This window comes from Actinoplanes cyaneus (assembly GCF_016862095.1).
GTDB lineage: Bacteria > Actinomycetota > Actinomycetes > Mycobacteriales > Micromonosporaceae > Actinoplanes > Actinoplanes cyaneus.
This window is the reverse complement of record NZ_BOMH01000006.1, coordinates 101,264-115,691: the sequence shown is the minus strand read 5'-3', so window position 1 is coordinate 115,691 and position 14,428 is coordinate 101,264. Positions and strand designations below refer to the sequence as shown.

Annotated in this window: 15 protein-coding genes and 1 pseudogene; 6 read left to right on the top strand and 10 right to left on the bottom strand. The window is 71.5% G+C overall.

Annotated elements, in window-relative coordinates:
- From Acy02nite_RS04445 to Acy02nite_RS04430, 4 genes are all read right to left on the bottom strand, one after another.
- Nucleotides 1–288, bottom strand: a 288-nt coding sequence (locus tag Acy02nite_RS04445) for a hypothetical protein (RefSeq protein ID WP_203738488.1), incomplete at its 3' end; no start/stop codon positions are given.
- A gap of 73 nt (nucleotides 289–361) precedes the next feature.
- Nucleotides 362–646 carry a hypothetical protein gene (locus tag Acy02nite_RS04440; protein WP_203738487.1) on the bottom strand — a complete coding sequence of 95 codons (285 nt, stop codon included), beginning with the start codon at nucleotides 644–646 and terminating at the stop codon, nucleotides 362–364.
- Between the two features lie 184 nt (nucleotides 647–830).
- A complete protein-coding gene (locus Acy02nite_RS04435) occupies nucleotides 831–2,366 on the bottom strand; it encodes an AMP-binding protein (RefSeq protein ID WP_203738486.1) in 1,536 nt (511 codons plus the stop codon).
- A 1-nt stretch (nucleotide 2,367) separates the two neighbouring features.
- Nucleotides 2,368–3,591, bottom strand: a complete 1,224-nt coding sequence (locus Acy02nite_RS04430; protein ID WP_203738485.1) for an acyl-CoA dehydrogenase family protein — start codon at nucleotides 3,589–3,591, stop codon at nucleotides 2,368–2,370.
- 305 nt (nucleotides 3,592–3,896) lie between these two features.
- Here Acy02nite_RS04430 and Acy02nite_RS04425 point away from each other — a divergent pair, with 305 nt between their 5' ends.
- Nucleotides 3,897–5,252 (top strand): glycoside hydrolase family 10 protein, encoded by a 1,356-nt coding sequence (locus tag Acy02nite_RS04425; RefSeq protein ID WP_203738484.1) that lies wholly within the window; start codon nucleotides 3,897–3,899, stop codon nucleotides 5,250–5,252.
- A gap of 58 nt (nucleotides 5,253–5,310) precedes the next feature.
- Here Acy02nite_RS04425 and Acy02nite_RS04420 read toward each other — a convergent pair whose 3' ends face one another.
- Entirely contained in the window at nucleotides 5,311–6,588 is a 1,278-nt protein-coding gene (locus Acy02nite_RS04420; RefSeq protein ID WP_203738483.1) for an acetyl-CoA C-acetyltransferase, read from the bottom strand.
- Nucleotides 6,589–6,642: 54 nt separating this feature from the next.
- Between Acy02nite_RS04420 and Acy02nite_RS04415 the strand changes: the two genes are divergently transcribed.
- Together Acy02nite_RS04415 and Acy02nite_RS04410 are read left to right on the top strand one after the other, a co-directional pair.
- Nucleotides 6,643–7,983, top strand: a complete 1,341-nt coding sequence (locus tag Acy02nite_RS04415) for a 3-oxoacyl-ACP reductase (protein ID WP_203738482.1) — start codon at nucleotides 6,643–6,645, stop codon at nucleotides 7,981–7,983.
- Nucleotide 7,984: 1 nt separating this feature from the next.
- Nucleotides 7,985–8,845: a MaoC/PaaZ C-terminal domain-containing protein gene (locus Acy02nite_RS04410; protein ID WP_203738481.1), complete on the top strand. Its 861-nt coding sequence runs from the start codon at nucleotides 7,985–7,987 to the stop codon at nucleotides 8,843–8,845.
- Between the two features lie 206 nt (nucleotides 8,846–9,051).
- Here Acy02nite_RS04410 and Acy02nite_RS04405 read toward each other — a convergent pair whose 3' ends face one another.
- Complete coding sequence (locus Acy02nite_RS04405) at nucleotides 9,052–9,957, bottom strand: NADP-dependent oxidoreductase (protein WP_203738480.1); 906 nt, start codon at nucleotides 9,955–9,957, stop codon at nucleotides 9,052–9,054.
- 85 nt (nucleotides 9,958–10,042) lie between these two features.
- On the opposite strand from Acy02nite_RS04405, the gene Acy02nite_RS04400 reads away from it, so the two are divergent.
- Complete coding sequence (locus Acy02nite_RS04400; protein ID WP_203738479.1) at nucleotides 10,043–10,597, top strand: TetR/AcrR family transcriptional regulator; 555 nt, start codon at nucleotides 10,043–10,045, stop codon at nucleotides 10,595–10,597.
- A gap of 7 nt (nucleotides 10,598–10,604) precedes the next feature.
- Here Acy02nite_RS04400 and Acy02nite_RS04395 read toward each other — a convergent pair whose 3' ends face one another.
- Nucleotides 10,605–12,038: an alpha/beta hydrolase family protein gene (locus tag Acy02nite_RS04395; RefSeq protein WP_203738500.1), complete on the bottom strand. Its 1,434-nt coding sequence runs from the start codon at nucleotides 12,036–12,038 to the stop codon at nucleotides 10,605–10,607.
- Nucleotides 12,039–12,206: 168 nt separating this feature from the next.
- Here Acy02nite_RS04395 and Acy02nite_RS04390 point away from each other — a divergent pair, with 168 nt between their 5' ends.
- Complete coding sequence (locus Acy02nite_RS04390; protein WP_203738478.1) at nucleotides 12,207–12,572, top strand: hypothetical protein; 366 nt, start codon at nucleotides 12,207–12,209, stop codon at nucleotides 12,570–12,572.
- Here Acy02nite_RS04390 and Acy02nite_RS46325 read toward each other — a convergent pair.
- From Acy02nite_RS46325 to dhaM, 3 genes and pseudogenes are all read right to left on the bottom strand, one after another.
- Nucleotides 12,569–12,715, bottom strand: a pseudogene (locus Acy02nite_RS46325) (transposase); the annotation flags it as partial. The gene Acy02nite_RS04390 and the pseudogene Acy02nite_RS46325 sit on opposite strands and share 4 nt — an antisense overlap.
- A gap of 27 nt (nucleotides 12,716–12,742) precedes the next feature.
- Nucleotides 12,743–13,003: an HPr family phosphocarrier protein gene (locus Acy02nite_RS04380; protein ID WP_203738477.1), complete on the bottom strand. Its 261-nt coding sequence runs from the start codon at nucleotides 13,001–13,003 to the stop codon at nucleotides 12,743–12,745.
- Nucleotides 12,987–13,367, bottom strand: a complete 381-nt coding sequence (gene dhaM, locus Acy02nite_RS04375; protein ID WP_203738476.1) for a dihydroxyacetone kinase phosphoryl donor subunit DhaM — start codon at nucleotides 13,365–13,367, stop codon at nucleotides 12,987–12,989. Before dhaM ends, Acy02nite_RS04380 begins: the two co-directional genes overlap by 17 nt.
- 66 nt (nucleotides 13,368–13,433) lie before the next feature.
- Between dhaM and dhaK the strand changes: the two genes are divergently transcribed.
- Complete coding sequence (dhaK, locus tag Acy02nite_RS04370) at nucleotides 13,434–14,426, top strand: dihydroxyacetone kinase subunit DhaK (RefSeq protein ID WP_203738475.1); 993 nt, start codon at nucleotides 13,434–13,436, stop codon at nucleotides 14,424–14,426.
- Nucleotides 14,427–14,428 lie beyond the last annotated feature (2 nt).

The window sequence follows — 14,428 nt, the reverse complement described above, 5'->3', positions numbered from 1 at the left end:
CGCGCGCAGGCGGGCCTCGTCGTCACGCGCCTCGGTGGCGAGGCGCGCCCGCCGGCGGGGGTCGGCCATCACCGCCCGCCGGTTCCGGAGATCGACTTCCAGCTGCTGCAGGGCGTGCATCACCGTTTCCGCGATGATCAACGTGGGGTGCCCGCCGGCCAGCTCCGCGGCGGCCAGCCGCATCCGGCTTTCCAGATCGGGGCGTACGTTGGCGGCGGCTCCCTGCAGCACCATCTGGACCACGTCCAAAAGGTCGTCCTCAATGCTCAGGTCGCTCCGCACGGTCATCGCAGCCTCCGTCAGGTGCCGGTGCCCGGCCGGCAGCCGGCGGTCCGATGCCGCCGGCTGTCAGCGCACGTCGTCAGTGGCAGAACGGGATCATGTGGTGGTCGTGGCTCATCGGAGCGCCGCCGCCCTGGCCCGGGTCGCAGTCGTCGAAGCCGCCCCGGCCCGGGTCGCCGCCGGGACCGCCCCAGCCGTGGTCGCCGCCGCCGGCCTGGCCGCCGTCGCCGCAGTCATCGGCGCCGCCCCATCCTCCGTTGTGCTGCTGCCCGTGGCCGATGCCCTGGTCCCCGCCGCCGAACAGACCGCGACCGAGGTCGAGACATCCGCTGCCGCCTTCGAGGGAACTCTGCCAACCGCTCATTTCACGTCCTTTGCTATCGGGGGGTCTGACTCGTCTACGCCAACGACGGAAGCGGCCCCACGGCACCGAGTCCATGAGGGCGACCAACTTCACCGCCAAGACCCGTCACCTTTGGCGTACGAGAGACGTCCTCGACGTCGGCGGTGCCGGCCACCGCTTCGCGGGCGGTGCGGCCGGCCGGGCCTCAGCGGGGGAGTTCCCGGGTGACGACCTTGCCGGTGGCGTTGCGGGGGAGCGCGTCCAGGAAGACCACGTCGCGGGGCACGCAGAAGCGCGCGCGATGCTGCCGCACGTGGTCGCGGACCGTTTCCGGGGCGAGCGTCTCGCCGTCGCGCAGGACCAGGTAGGCGGCGAGCCGCTGGCCGTACTCCTCGTCCGGCACGCCGATCACCGCGACGTCCCTCACCTGCGGCAGGTCGGCGAGAAGGTCGGCGACCTCACCGGGGTACACGTTCTCCCCACCGGAGACGATCATGTCGTCCTCGCGGCCGTCGACGTAGACGCGGCCCTCGGCGTCGACGTGCCCGAGGTCGCCGGTCGCCAGCAGACCTTCGTGCATCGTTTTCGAGCCGCCGTTCGTGTAGCCCTCGAAAAGCATTTCGTTGCCGACGAACAGCCGGCCCACCTCGCCCTGCGGGACCGGTTTCCCGTCGGGGTCGAGCACGGCTATCCGCGTACCGTAAGGGGGCTTTCCGGCGGTGTTCGGCGCGAATCGCAGATCGGCCGGGGTGGCGATCGACGCCCACGATGCCTCGGTCGAACCGTAGAGGTTGTAGAGGACGTCGCCGTAACGGTCCATGAAGCGGGTCGCCAGCCCGCCCGGCAGTGCCGAACCGCTGACCGCGACCGCGCGCAGCGCCGGTTTCCGGGCCGGCTCCGGCAATTCCAGGAACTGCTGCACCATCACCGGAACCGCGATCATCGCGCTGCAGGAATGCCGCACGAGGTCGTCGAGAACGGCGGCCGGGTCGAATCTGCGGCGCAGCACGATCGTGGCGCGCAGGGCGAGCGCGATCTGCAGGCCGGCGAATCCCCAGGTATGGAAGAGCGGCGCGGCGATCAGCACCCGGTCCTGGGCCCGCAGCGGAATGCGGTCGATGATCGAGCACAGCGGACGGAATCCGCCCGGGGTCGGGCGCCGGGCGCCTTTCGGCACGCCGGTGGTTCCGGACGTGAGGACAATGGTGCGGCCCGGGCGTTCCGGGGGCGAGGAATTCGCTGCGGGAGCCTGCGCGATCAGCTCCTCGAAACGGGCCTCGCCGATCTTCTCCACGCCGTCGACCAGCGCGGCCCTCTCGGCGAACTCGTCGTCGTGGAGCAGCACCCGCAGACCCTGATCCTTCGCGACCGCGGCCAGCTGACCCGCCGACAGGCCGGTGTTCATCAGCACCGGATCGGCGCCCAGCGTCGTCGCGCCGATCAGCGCCTCGATCATGCGCGCCGAATTGCGGCACAGCAGACCGATTCTCTCTCCCGGCGCCACCGGAAGGCTGCGCGCGAGCCGTTCCGCACGATGCAGCAATTGCGCGTACGTGACCTGGCGCTGATCGTCGATGACCGCGATCCGCCGCGGGCTGCGGGCCGCGGCCTGCCGCAGTTCGCCGGCGAGCCCGAAACCCCACCGGCCGAGCGCCGCGAACTGCCGCACGATCCGCACCGGATTCCCGGGGGTCAGCAGTCCCCGCCGCAGCATCGTGCCGCCGACGAAAAGCGCGTCCATGTCAGCGGATCTGCATGCCGGAGATGGCGCGGGAGATGACCAGTCGCTGAATCTCCGAGGTGCCCTCGAAGATCGTGTAGATCTTCGCGTCCCGGAACATCCGCTCGACCGGGTGCTCGCGCAGATAGCCCGCGCCGCCGAGGATCTGCACCGCTTTCTCGGTGACCGCGACGGCCACCTCGCCCGCTTTCAGTTTGGACATCGAGCCCTCGCCGGCGGTGAACGGCTTGTCGTTGCGGCCCATCCAGGCGGCCCGCCAGACGAGCAGCCGGGCGGCGTCGATCTCGGTCTTCATGTCGGCCAGGGCGAACGCGATCGCCTGGTTCTCGATGATGGGACGGCCGAAGGCGACGCGATTCTTCGCATATTCCAGCGCGTATTCGTAGGCCGCCCGCGCGATTCCCAGCGCCTGTGCGCCGACGGCCGGGCGGGACAGCTCGAACGTACGCATCGCGGCGTTCTTGTTCTTCGGCGCGGCGTTGCGGGCCCGGTCCAGCCGCTCGTCGAGGGCCTCCTTGCCGCCGAGCAGGCAACTGCCCGGGATGCGCACGTCGTCCAGGAAGACGTCGGCGGTGTGCGAGGCCCGCAGCCCGAGCTTCTTCAGCTTCTTGGTGCCGGCCAGCCCCGCCGTGCCGGGCGGGACCACGAACGCGGCCTGACCGCGCGAGCCCAGCGCCGGGTCGACACTGGCGGTGACGACGTGGACGTTCGCGATGCCGCCGTTCGTCGCATACGCCTTCTGGCCGGTCAGCACCCACTCGTCGGTGGCCTCGTGGTAGACCGCGCGGGTCTTCATCGACGCGACGTCGGAGCCGGCCTCCGGCTCGGTCGAGCAGAACGCGGCGACCTTCGGGTCGTCGGCGTCGCCGAAACACTGCGGCACCCACTCGACGAGCTGCTCCGGCGTGCCCGAGCCGTAGATCGCGGCGACCGCCAGCGACGTGCCGGAGATCGCCATGCCGATGCCGCCGTCGCCCCAGAAGAGCTCCTCGTTGGCGATCGGCAGGGACAGGCCGGTGTTGTCGGACCAGGTGTTGATCAGGAACTCGAAGCCGTAGAGGCCGATCTTGGCGGCTTCCTGCAGGATCGGCCAGGGTGTTTCCTCGCGCTCGTCCCATTCCGCGGCGGCCGGGCGGACGACCTGCTCGGCGAAGCCGTGCACCCAGTCGCGCAGGTCCGATTGTTCCTCGTTGAGATCGAGCCAGAACTCCACAGCGGTGCCCATTCTGCCGGGGTGACGCTTGCTTAACTCGTCGGTAACTCTAGGGGCGGGTAACCCGCATCACAACCCCCCGGGGTTTTCCACTGCCCGGTGAGTCGCGCCTCCTGTCAGCGTGCCGGACGTGGCGCTTGATCGCGAGCGGCGAGCGTCCTTCACAGGCGACGCACAGATCGATCTTCCGAAAGTTTCGAAGGCTGCCAACTGCGGATTCACTGCCTGAACCGGTTGAGGTTTCCGATACATGTCGGTAGCGTTCCGAACGGTGTCGATGACTGTCGATGCCTCCAGATCCCCGACTGGAGCTCCCCATGAGACGCACGCACGCCCTCCTCGCCGCCCTGGCGACCGGAGCCCTCGCCGCCGCCGCCGTCCTCACCGTCACTCCCAGCGCGAGCGCTGCCACCACGCTCGGTTCCGCCGCCGCCGCCAAGAGCAGGTACTTCGGTACGGCCGCCGCGGCGTACAAGTTCAGCGACGCGGTCTACACCGGCATCCTGGACCGCGAGTTCACCATGGTCACGCCGGAGAACGAGATGAAGTGGGACGCGACCGAGCCGTCGCAGAACTCGTTCAGTTACTCCAGTGCCGACACGATCGTGGCCCGCGCCAAGGCGAACGGGCAGCGGGTCCGCGGGCACGCGCTGGCCTGGCACCAGCAGCAGCCCGGCTGGACGTCCTCGCTGAGCGGCACCGCGCTGCGCAACGCCATGGTCAACCACATCACGAACGTCGCCACCCACTACCAGGGCCAGCTGTACGCCTGGGACGTGGTGAACGAGGCGTTCTCCGACAACGGCGACGGCTCCCGGCGCAGCTCGAACCTGCAGAACACCGGCAACGACTGGATCGAGGTGGCGTTCCGGACCGCGCGGGCCGCCGACCCGAGCGCCAAGCTCTGCTACAACGACTACAACACCGACGGCGTCAACGCGAAGTCGACCGGCGTCTACACCATGGTCAAGGACTTCCTGGCCCGCGGCGTGCCGATCGACTGCGTCGGCTTCCAGTCGCACATCAACTCGGCGTCCCCGCTGCCCAGCGACTACCAGGCCAACCTGCAGCGGTTCGCGGACCTGGGCGTCGAGGTGCAGATCACCGAGCTGGACATCGCCGGGTCGGGCACGGCGCAGGCCACGACGTACGCGAACGTGGTCAAAGCCTGTCTGGCGGTGACCAAGTGCACCGGGATCACGGTGTGGGGCATCCGCGACTCGGACTCCTGGCGTTCCGGCGACACCCCGCTGCTGTTCGACAACAACGGCAACCCGAAGCAGGCGTACGACGCGGTCATCGCCGCTTTCGGCGCCACCCCCACCAGCCCGTCGGGGAGCGTGAGCGGCTCGCCGAGCGCCAGCAGCTCGCCGAGCACCGGCACGGGCGGCTCCTGCACCGCGACGTTCACGAACAACGCGTGGACCGGCGGCTTCGTCACGACGGTGACGGTGAAGGCCGGCGCCACCGCGCTGACCGGCTGGAAGGTCGCGCTCACACTGCCGTCCGGCGCGGCGATCACCAACAGCTGGAGCGCCACCGCGAGCGGCTCCAGCGGCGCGGTGACGTTCAGCAACGTCGGTTACAACGGCAGCGTCGCAGCCGGGGCCAGCACCAGTTTCGGCTTCCAGGGGACCGGCCCGGCCCCGACCGGCACGGCGGCCTGCGCCTGACGTTCAGGTCCTGTCCCGCGGATCACGGCTCGCTCTCACCTGATCCGCGGGGCAGGATCTAGCGCTCCAGAATGGCCACGACGCCCTGGCCACCCGCGGCGCAGATGGAGATCAGGCCCCGGCCCGATCCCTTCTGCGCCAGCAACTTCGCCAGGGTGGCCACGATCCGGCCGCCGGTCGCCGCGAACGGGTGCCCGGCGGCCAGGGACGAGCCGTTGACGTTCAGCTTCGCGCGGTCGATCGAGCCCAGCGGCGCGTCCAGGCCCAGCTTCTCCTTGCAGAACTGCGGCGACTCCCACGCGGCGAGCGTGGCCAGGACCTGCGACGCGAACGCCTCGTGGATCTCGTAGTAGTCGAAGTCCTGCAGGGTGAGGCCGTTGCGGGCGAGCATGCGGGGCACCGCGTACGCCGGGGCCATCAGCAGCCCCTCGTCGCCGTGCACGTAGTCGACGGCTGCCGCCTCGGAATCCGCGAAGTACGCCAGCACCGGCAGGGAGTGCGCCGCCGCCCACTCCTCGGAGGCCAGCAGCACCGTCGACGCGCCGTCGGTCAGCGGTGTCGAGTTGCCCGCCGTCATCGTCGCGCCCTCCTTGCCGTACACCGGCTTGAGGGTGGAAAGCTTCTCCAGGGAGCTGTCCGGCCGCAGGTTCTGATCACGGGTCAGCCCCAGATAGGGCGTCATCAGATCATCGAAGAAGCCCGCGCCGTACGCCGTGGCCAGGTGCTGATGCGACGCCAGCGCCAGCTCGTCCTGCGCCTCGCGGCTCACGTTCCACTTCAGTGCGGTGATCGCGGCGTGCTCGCCCATCGACAGGCCGGTGCGCGGCTCGGCGTTGCGGGGGATCTCCGGCTGCAGCGCCTGCTGCGGGCGCAGCCTGGCGACGGCCTTGAGCCGCTGACCGAGGGTCCTCGCCCGGTTCAGCTCCAGCAGCGCCTGCCGCATGTCCTCGTTGACCTGCAGCGGAGCATCCGACGTGGTGTCCACGCCGCCCGCGACGCCCGCGTCGATCTGCCCGAGCGCGATCTTGTTGGCGACCAGGATCGCCGCTTCCAGGCCGGTGCCGCAGGCCTGCTGGATGTCGTACGCCGGGGTGCGAGGGTCGAGACGCGAGCCGAGCACCACCTCGCGGGTCAGGTTGAAGTCGCGCGAGTGCTTGAGGACCGCCCCCGCCACCACCTCGCCGAGGCGCTCGCCGGCCAGGCCGAACCGGGCGATCAACCCGTCCAGCGCGGCGGTCAGCATGTCCTGGTTCGAGGCGGCGGCATACTTACTGTTCGACCGGGCGAACGGGATACGGTTACCGCCCAGGACGGCGACGCGGCGCACGGTCGGCACGACGATCCTCCACACATTGACGTCATCGAAGCTACTGACCGGTAGGGTACTCGCATGGCTGACAGGTACGCGAACTTCGCCAACTCCGGTCTGGGCCGGGCCATGGTCAAGCGTCTCGGGCTGCCCGACCCGCCCCGGTTGCGACGCTACCGCCCGGGTGACCCCGTCGCGCCCGGTCCGGTGCTGCTCGGCGCGGCGCCCGGCGGCCGGCTGGCCGAGCCCGTCGGCAAACTGCTGGCGAGCGCCGGGGTGCAGGTCACGGAGACCGACGCGGCGAACACCCGGTACGCGGCCCTCGTCTTCGACGCCACCGGCATCGCCGACTCCACGGGGCTCCGCGCCCTGTTCGACTTCTTCCATCCGTACGCGCGCAGTCTGAACGTCTCCGGCAGAGTGATCGTGCTGGGCACCCCGCCGGAAGCCACGGCGGGCCCGAAGGAGGCGACCGCGCAGCGGAGCCTGGAGGGTCTGACGCGCAGCATCGGCAAGGAGTTCGGCCGCGGCGTGACCGCCCAGCTGGTGTACGTGGCGCCCGGCGGCGAGCAGGCCGTCGAGTCGACGCTGCGGTTCCTGCTCAGCGGGCGCTCGGCGTATGTGTCCGGCCAGGTCATCCGCGTCGGCGCGGGCACCGTGACCACGCCCGCCGACTGGGACAAGCCGCTGACCGGCAAGCTCGCCCTGGTCACCGGCGCGGCCCGGGGCATCGGCGCGTCGATCGCCGGCATCCTCGCCCGCGACGGCGCCGAGGTGATCGCGCTCGACGTGCCCGGCGCCGGGGACGCGCTCGCCGACGTCGCGAACCAGGCCAGAGGCCGCGCGCTGCAGCTCGACCTCACCGCCGCCGACGCCCCGGAGCGCCTCGCCGGATACCTGGCGGCCGGCCCGCACGGCGGCGTCGACATCGTCGTGCACAACGCCGGCATCACCCGCGACAAGACGATCTTCAAGATGGACGAGAGCCGCTGGGACTCGGTGATCGGCGTCAACCTCACCGCGCCCGAGCGGGTCAACGACCTGCTCCTCGAACGGGGCCTGATCAAGCCCGGCGGTCGGATCGTCGGGGTCGCCTCGATCGCCGGGATCGCCGGGAACCGCGGGCAGACCAACTACGCCACCAGCAAGGCCGGGGTGATCGGGCTCGTCCAGTCGACCGCGCCCGCGCTGCTCGACAAGGACATCACTATCAACGCCGTGGCGCCCGGGTTCATCGAGACGGCGATGACCGCGAAGATGCCGCTCGGCCTGCGCGAGGCCGGTCGCCGGTTGAACAGCATGTCGCAGGGCGGCCTGCCGGTCGACGTGGCCGAGACGATCGCGTGGTTCGCCTCGCCCGGATCGTCGACGATCACCGGCAACGTCGTGCGGGTGTGCGGCCAGAGCCTGCTGGGAGCCTGACATGGTCGCCGTCGTCGAGCTGAGCGAAGGGCCGGGAACCAGCGCGGCGTACGCGCGAGCGGCCCTCGGCCTGTTGCGCCGGCCCGGCTCAGCCCTGCCGGACGTCGAGCTGGTGCACCGCGGGGTCCGCGTGTCCCGGGACCACCTGGCCCGCTACGACCGGGTGTGCGGGATGCGGCTGACCGATGCGCTCCCCGCGACGTACCCGCACGTCCTCGCTTTTCCGCTGGCCATGCGGCTGATGTCGGCGGCGGAGTTCCCGCTGCCGATGATCGGGCTGGTCCACGTGGCGAACCGGATCACGCTCCACCGCCCGATCGACGCGTCCAGCCGCCTCGACCTGAGCGTGCGCGCCGTGGACCTGCGGTCGCATGCGCGGGGCCGGCAGTTCGACATGGTGGCGACGGCTTCGGTGGACGGGGAAGAGGTGTGGCGCGGCGTCTCGACGTACCTCCGCAAGGAGTCCGCCGCCTCGTCACCCGCCGCCTCGTTACCTGCCTCGTCACCCGCCTCTTCGGCCGCCGGTGACTCCCCGGCCGCCGGTGCGGTGTGGCGTCTTCCCGCTCGCGTCGGCACCGACTACGCGGCCGTCTCCGCCGACCGCAACCCGATCCACACGTCCCGGCTCGGCGCGAAGCTGTTCGGTTTCCCACGGCAGATCGCCCACGGCATGTGGACCAAGGCGCGCTGCCTGGCCGCGCTGGAGGGCCGGCTGCCGGAGTCGTACACGGTGGAGGTCGCCTTCAAACAGCCCATCCTGCTGCCGTCGACGGTCCGCTTCACCTCCTCTGCGACCGGCGCCGGCTGGACCTTTGCCGTCCACTCGAAACGCCCCCATCTCACCGGCACCGTCACCGGTTGACAAAGCCGCCGGAGAGGCCGGAGCCGGGATGCGCATCGCGGGTGGTTCAGAGTCGAGCCGGTTTCTCCCTCGCCGGCGCCGGCATGGTCCTCCGGAACGCGGAAAGCACCGCCTGCTTCACGCGATGGAGCATCGCCGCCCGCCGGGTGAGCGGGCCGGGTCCCTACCGGCGCGACGACCGCACGGCCGTCGCGCCGGTCGTGCGGTCACGGAATCAGGAGATGTTTGCCGCGCGCCTGTCCGGAGCGGCTGACAGCCAAGGGCTCGCGCCAGTCGTCGAGGGGGTAGGTCGCGGCGATCGGGATGGTGAATCCGCCCCGGGCCGCCAACTCGGCGTACTCGCCGAGGACGTCGTAGCGCAGGTTCATGTCGGTGGTGCGAACTCCCAGGGCCTCGATCGCGGCGAAGTCCGTCACCGTGACGATGTGGGCGGGGTCGGTGACGGTGGTCAGCAACTCCGGCATGGCGCCCGGCGGTGCGGTGTCGAAGACCCGATCGACCGGACCGCCGGCCAGGGCCGTCACCCGACGACCGAGGCCCTCGCCGTACGCCAGGACCTCGGCTCCTCTTTCGTGCAGCGCATCGGCGTACGTCTTCCCGGCGCTGGCGATGACGTGCGCACCCAGCCGGACGGCGATCTGCGCCGCCGCGAACCCGACGGTGGTGCCGGCGCCGTTGATCAGCACTGTCCTTCCGGAGACGTCGCCGAGGGCGGAGAGGCCCCGGTAGGCGGTTTCCACCGCCATGGGGAGCGCGGCCGCCTTCGCCGCGCCCAGCGCGGCCGGGCGTGGGAACCATGTGCGGAGCACGGCCTGGTCCGCCGCGCCCGCCGACGACCCGGTGTAGACGACCGGCCCGAAGACGGGCTCGCCGATCCTGACGCCGGTCACGCCGGGGCCCAGTGAGTCGACCGTTCCGGAGGCTTCCAGGCCGATGCCGCGGGGCAGCTCTCCGGTGTGCAGGCCGCCGCAGATAGCCCAGTCCGCAGGGGTCAGTCCGCACGCTTCGACGGTGATCCGGACCTGCCCGGGGCCGGGATCCGGGGGTGTCGTCTCGTCAAGCCGCAGCACGTCGGCCGGATCGCCGTAGGAGTGGAAGCGCAGAGCACGCATGATGATCCCCTTATCGTGACGACAGAATCTGTCGTCACTGACGCTACACCGTGACGACAGATTCTGTCGTCACTAGGATCGGGGCATGGCACGGTGGGAGGGCAACACGCGAGGGCGTCTGGAGCGGGCGGCGCTGGATCTGTTCCGGGAACAGGGCTATGACGGCACGACGGTCGCGCAGATCGCGCAGCGGGCGAATCTGACCGAGCGGTCCTTCTACCGCTGGTTCGCCGACAAGCGCGAGGTCCTCTTCGGCGACGATGATCTGGAGGCCTGCTACCTGCCCGTGATCCAGGCCGCGCCGGACGGGCTCGCTGCCCTGCCGACACTGTTGACGGCCTTCGCGTCCACCCCGCAGGTGCTACGGCCACGTGACTTCCTGATCGAGCGAGCCGCGGTGATCGCGGCCAGCCCGGCCCTGCGAGAGCGCGAACTGATCAAGATGGTGACGCTCGCCGAGAAACTGGTCGCCGCCCTGGTCCGCCGGGGACACGACGAACAGACCGCGCAGCTGGCCGCCGACGTGGGCCTGGCCGTCCTCCGGTCGGCCACCCGCCGCTGGATCCTCGGCGACGACTCCGACTTCGCCGTTCTGCTCGCCACCGCGCGGCAGGACCTTCTGAGAGTCGCCGTGATGTAGGCCGGAGTTACCGGACGGCGGCCGGCCGGTGCACCGACAGCGCACCGAATTCCGTCAGCGACGCCGGCAGGTCGACGGCCTCGGTGCGCAGGGTGGCGTCGAGGAACGCGGCGGTGGTGGCCATCGTCATCCGCAGACTCTCGGCCGGACCGAGCGAACCCACCAGCGCGGGCACCGGCGGCAGATAGAGCGGCGCATCGGTGAAGCTGAGGTGGGCGCTGCCCGGCACGCTGAGCCGATAGCCGGTCGCCCCGCCGCCGTCGAGCACCTTGGTCACCTTGGCGACGAAGTCGGCGTCCGCCCGATCGCGGACCTCGTGGGTCAGGACCAGGACGGGCTGGCGCAGCGGACCCTGGTCGGGATCGAGGCCGCCGTCCAGATTGATCACCGCCGTGAACCGCGGGTCCAGCCGGGCGGCGCGCATGGCGGCGGCGCCACCGACGGAATGGCCGGTCGCCGCGGCCCGCGTGGTGTCGAGCCGCCCGGTGAAACGCCCGGCGGGATCAGCGGCGTCGAGGCGGCCGAGTTCGGTCAGGACGAAACTGAGGTCCGCCGCCCGCAGCGTCGTCCAGGAGATCCGCCGGCGGGCGTCCTCGTCCGGATCGCCGCCGGCCGCGATGCGGGTCCGGACGGTACGGCCGTCGTCGAGCACGACAGCGGCCGAGTCGTACGGATGATCGACCCCGGCCACGACGTAACCGCGGCTGGCCAGGTCCTCGGCCCACGCCGTGTTCTGCGTGCGCACCCCACCCAGCCCGGGGGAGAACAGCACGAGCGGGAAGCGCCCGGCCGCCGGCGCCGCCCCGGCCACCGCGTGGGTGCGGGAGCGGGCCGGCCCGTCGAGCAGGAAGCCCGGCGCCCCGAGATACGCCGCCTCGGCGCCGGCCACGATCTGCGCCTCCCGGCGGGTGCGGCCCAGGTACTGCGCCCGGGGAGCGTCGCCGGCGACCCGCTCGGCCGGGTACCACAACTGCACGACCACGGTACGGCGGTCGCCCGGTTCCGGCGTCGCGGCCTCGTCGCGGGCCGGATCGGTCCACTGCACCACCGTGGTGCCGACCGCTGACGGCCCGGACGGTCGCGGGAACACCGGCACCGGCAAGGCCCAGGCCGCGACTCCGCCCCCGGCGACCAGGGCGGCGCAGAGCAGCGAACCCGGCAGCGCGAGACGCCGGCGGGTCCGCCCACCGCGGCCGGTCCGGCGGGCCAGGAGCCACGCCCCGCCGGTCGCCAGGACGGCCAGCAGGTCGGCGCCCAGCACCAGCAGGATCTGCCAGCGGATTCCCGGCAGCGTGAACGCCGCTCCGGCGAGCACCACGGCAGCGGCACCGAGGGCAGCGGGCCGGCGGGCCGGCGGCGGCAGCCACCGGGCTAACACCAGCACCAGTGAGCCCAGCACGGCCACAGCCTCGGCGACGGTCAACGGCAAACCAGCGATCATGATCGTCACGGCCCCAGCATTCGTGGCGTTCGCTGTGCGCACGCTGAGAACCGCAACCGCCCGTCACCCGCGGAATCGGCCCAGGACCGGTCGTAGGGATCAGGGGTATCGGCGGCCCTCGAAGTCCTGATAGAACAGCGGCATGCCCGCACGGCGTGCGACAACCCCATGGTGAGCACCCCCGGCGAGGTCGACCGCCTGCTCGACGCGGCCGACGAGAGCACCGCGCGCAGCGGGCTCGGCCCGGACACCGAGGCGGCCGTCGGCCGGGCCGTCGCCGCCGCCCGTGAGCTCGCCGACCCGGGGCGCCTGCTGCACGCCCTCGGCCGCGCCACCCTCAACCTCGCGCTCGCACGATTCGCCGACGGCGGTGACCTCACCGAGGTCCGGGATCGGGCCGAGGAGGTCGTCACGCTCGCCGGCGGTCTGCTCACCGATCCGGATCGCTACCGGAATGCGGGCCAGTGCTCCGGCCTTCAGGCCGGGGGTGAAGGCCCGCGCTGGGAGGGCCGCCAGGCCCGAGCAGTGCCTTAACCGGGACGGTTCTGCCGCTCGATGTACTGCTTGATGACGCTCAGCGGTGCGCCGCCGACAGACCCGGCGAAGTACGAACCCGACCAGAGCTTGCTGGCCCGGTAGTAGTGGCGTACCAGGTCGGGAAACTCCGGAACGACGCGGATCCGGGGCGTGGGGCTCGACAGCGGTCAGGTGGCGGCGCGGAGGGTTTCGGCGACGGATTCGGCGGCCGCGGCGGCGTCCTCACCGGACGCGTGGACGGTGACCGTGGCGCCGGCGGGCGCGCCCAGCGACATCAGCTTCAGCGCGCTGCGAGCCGGCGCGGCGCGCTCCCCGTGCCGTACCTCAATCGTTGCCCGGAACGCGGCGGCGGCCCTGACCACCTCGCCGGCCGGGCGGGCGTGCAACGCCGCCGGCAGCACCACCGCGATCTCAGAACTTGGGGACATCGCGGGCCTCCCGGGCGGCCTCGGCGACCTCGTCGAGGCCGGCGCCGGTGGAGGCGGTGACCGCGGCCGCGACCGCGCCCTCCACGAACGGCGCGTCGACGAGCACCGGCCCCGGCATGTCGTCCAGCACCGCCCGGGCGGTCAGCACGGCGCTGCCCAGATCGGCCAGGATGATGACGCCGGCGTCCGAGCCGGCCGCGGTGATGGCCTCGGCGAGACGGTCGGGGCTGGTGCCCAGGTCACCGTCGTCGGTGCCGCCGGCGGCGTGGACCGGCACCGAGGGCGCGACCTGGCGCAACAGGTCGCGCAGGCCTGACGCCAACTGCTCGGAGTGCGAAACCAGCACGATTCCCACGAGCCCCATGGATCTCGACTCTAGACCGCGCGAGGATGCAGTGGGTGTTCCGAGAAGCACGGAGAGGAGCCGGCCGTGAAGAAGTTCATCAACGACCCTGCCGACGTGGTGGCCCAGTCCCTCAGGGGGCTCGCCGCCGCCCATCCGGAGTTGCGGGTGGAGGTCGAGGAGGGGTACATCGTCCGGGCCGGCGCACCACAGCCGGGCAAGGTGGCCCTGGTCTCCGGTGGCGGATCGGGGCACGAGCCGTTGCACGGCGGGTTCGTCGGGCCGGGCATGCTCGACGCTGCCTGCCCGGGTGAGGTCTTCACGTCGCCGGTGCCGGATCAGATCCTGGCCGCGACGAAGGCTGCCGACGGTGGCGCCGGGGTGGTGCACATCGTCAAGAACTACACCGGCGACGTGATGAACTTCCAGCTCGCCGGGGAGCTGGCCGGCGAGGAGGGGATCAGCGTCGAGACGGTGCTGGTCGACGACGACGTCGCGGTGGAGGACTCGACGTGGACGGCCGGGCGCCGGGGGACCGGGGCGACGCTGCTGGTCGAGAAGATCACCGGGGCGCGCGCCGAGGAGGGTGGCAAGCTCGGCGAGGTCGCCGCTCTGGGGCGCGAGGTCAATGCGGCCTCCGGCTCTTTCGCGTACGCGTTGACGGCCGTAACCACCCCGGCCGCCGGTCGTCCCGGCTTCGACCTTCCGGCGGACGAGATCGAGGCCGGTGTCGGCATCCACGGGGAGCCGGGCCGCCGCCGGGAGAAGTGGCGTCCCGCCAAGGAGCTCGTGCGGTCGGCGCTGGACGCGATCCTGACCGCCAAGTCGTTCTCCGGCCCGGTGATCGTGCTGGTCAACGGCTTGGGCGCAACGCCGCTGATCGAGCTCTACCTGATCTACGGTGAGGTCGCGGCCCACCTGGAGGAGCGCGGGGTGACGATCGCCCGGCAGCTCGTCGGGAACTACGTGACGAGTCTGGACATGGCCGGGATGTCGGTCACGCTGTGCCAGGCCACCGACGAGATGATCCGGCTGTGGGACGCGCCGGTGCGTACCCCCGGATTGCGCTGGGGTGCCTGAGC

Bases quoted from the DNA above. Each gene is read 5' to 3' on its own strand.
- Acy02nite_RS04440 (WP_203738487.1), bottom strand. From the start codon at position 646: ATGAGCGGTTGGCAGAGTTCCCTCGAAGGCGGCAGCGGATGTCTCGAC.
- Acy02nite_RS04435 (WP_203738486.1), bottom strand. From the start codon at position 2,366: ATGGACGCGCTTTTCGTCGGCGGCACGATGCTGCGGCGGGGACTGCTG.
- Acy02nite_RS04430 (WP_203738485.1), bottom strand. From the start codon at position 3,591: ATGGGCACCGCTGTGGAGTTCTGGCTCGATCTCAACGAGGAACAATCG.
- Acy02nite_RS04425 (WP_203738484.1), top strand. From the start codon at position 3,897: ATGAGACGCACGCACGCCCTCCTCGCCGCCCTGGCGACCGGAGCCCTC.
- Acy02nite_RS04415 (WP_203738482.1), top strand. From the start codon at position 6,643: ATGGCTGACAGGTACGCGAACTTCGCCAACTCCGGTCTGGGCCGGGCC.
- Acy02nite_RS04410 (WP_203738481.1), top strand. From the start codon at position 7,985: ATGGTCGCCGTCGTCGAGCTGAGCGAAGGGCCGGGAACCAGCGCGGCG.
- Acy02nite_RS04405 (WP_203738480.1), bottom strand. From the start codon at position 9,957: ATGCGTGCTCTGCGCTTCCACTCCTACGGCGATCCGGCCGACGTGCTG.
- Acy02nite_RS04400 (WP_203738479.1), top strand. From the start codon at position 10,043: ATGGCACGGTGGGAGGGCAACACGCGAGGGCGTCTGGAGCGGGCGGCG.
- Acy02nite_RS04395 (WP_203738500.1), bottom strand. From the start codon at position 12,038: ATGATCGCTGGTTTGCCGTTGACCGTCGCCGAGGCTGTGGCCGTGCTG.
- Acy02nite_RS04390 (WP_203738478.1), top strand. From the start codon at position 12,207: ATGGTGAGCACCCCCGGCGAGGTCGACCGCCTGCTCGACGCGGCCGAC.
- Acy02nite_RS04380 (WP_203738477.1), bottom strand. From the start codon at position 13,003: ATGTCCCCAAGTTCTGAGATCGCGGTGGTGCTGCCGGCGGCGTTGCAC.
- dhaM (WP_203738476.1), bottom strand. From the start codon at position 13,367: ATGGGGCTCGTGGGAATCGTGCTGGTTTCGCACTCCGAGCAGTTGGCG.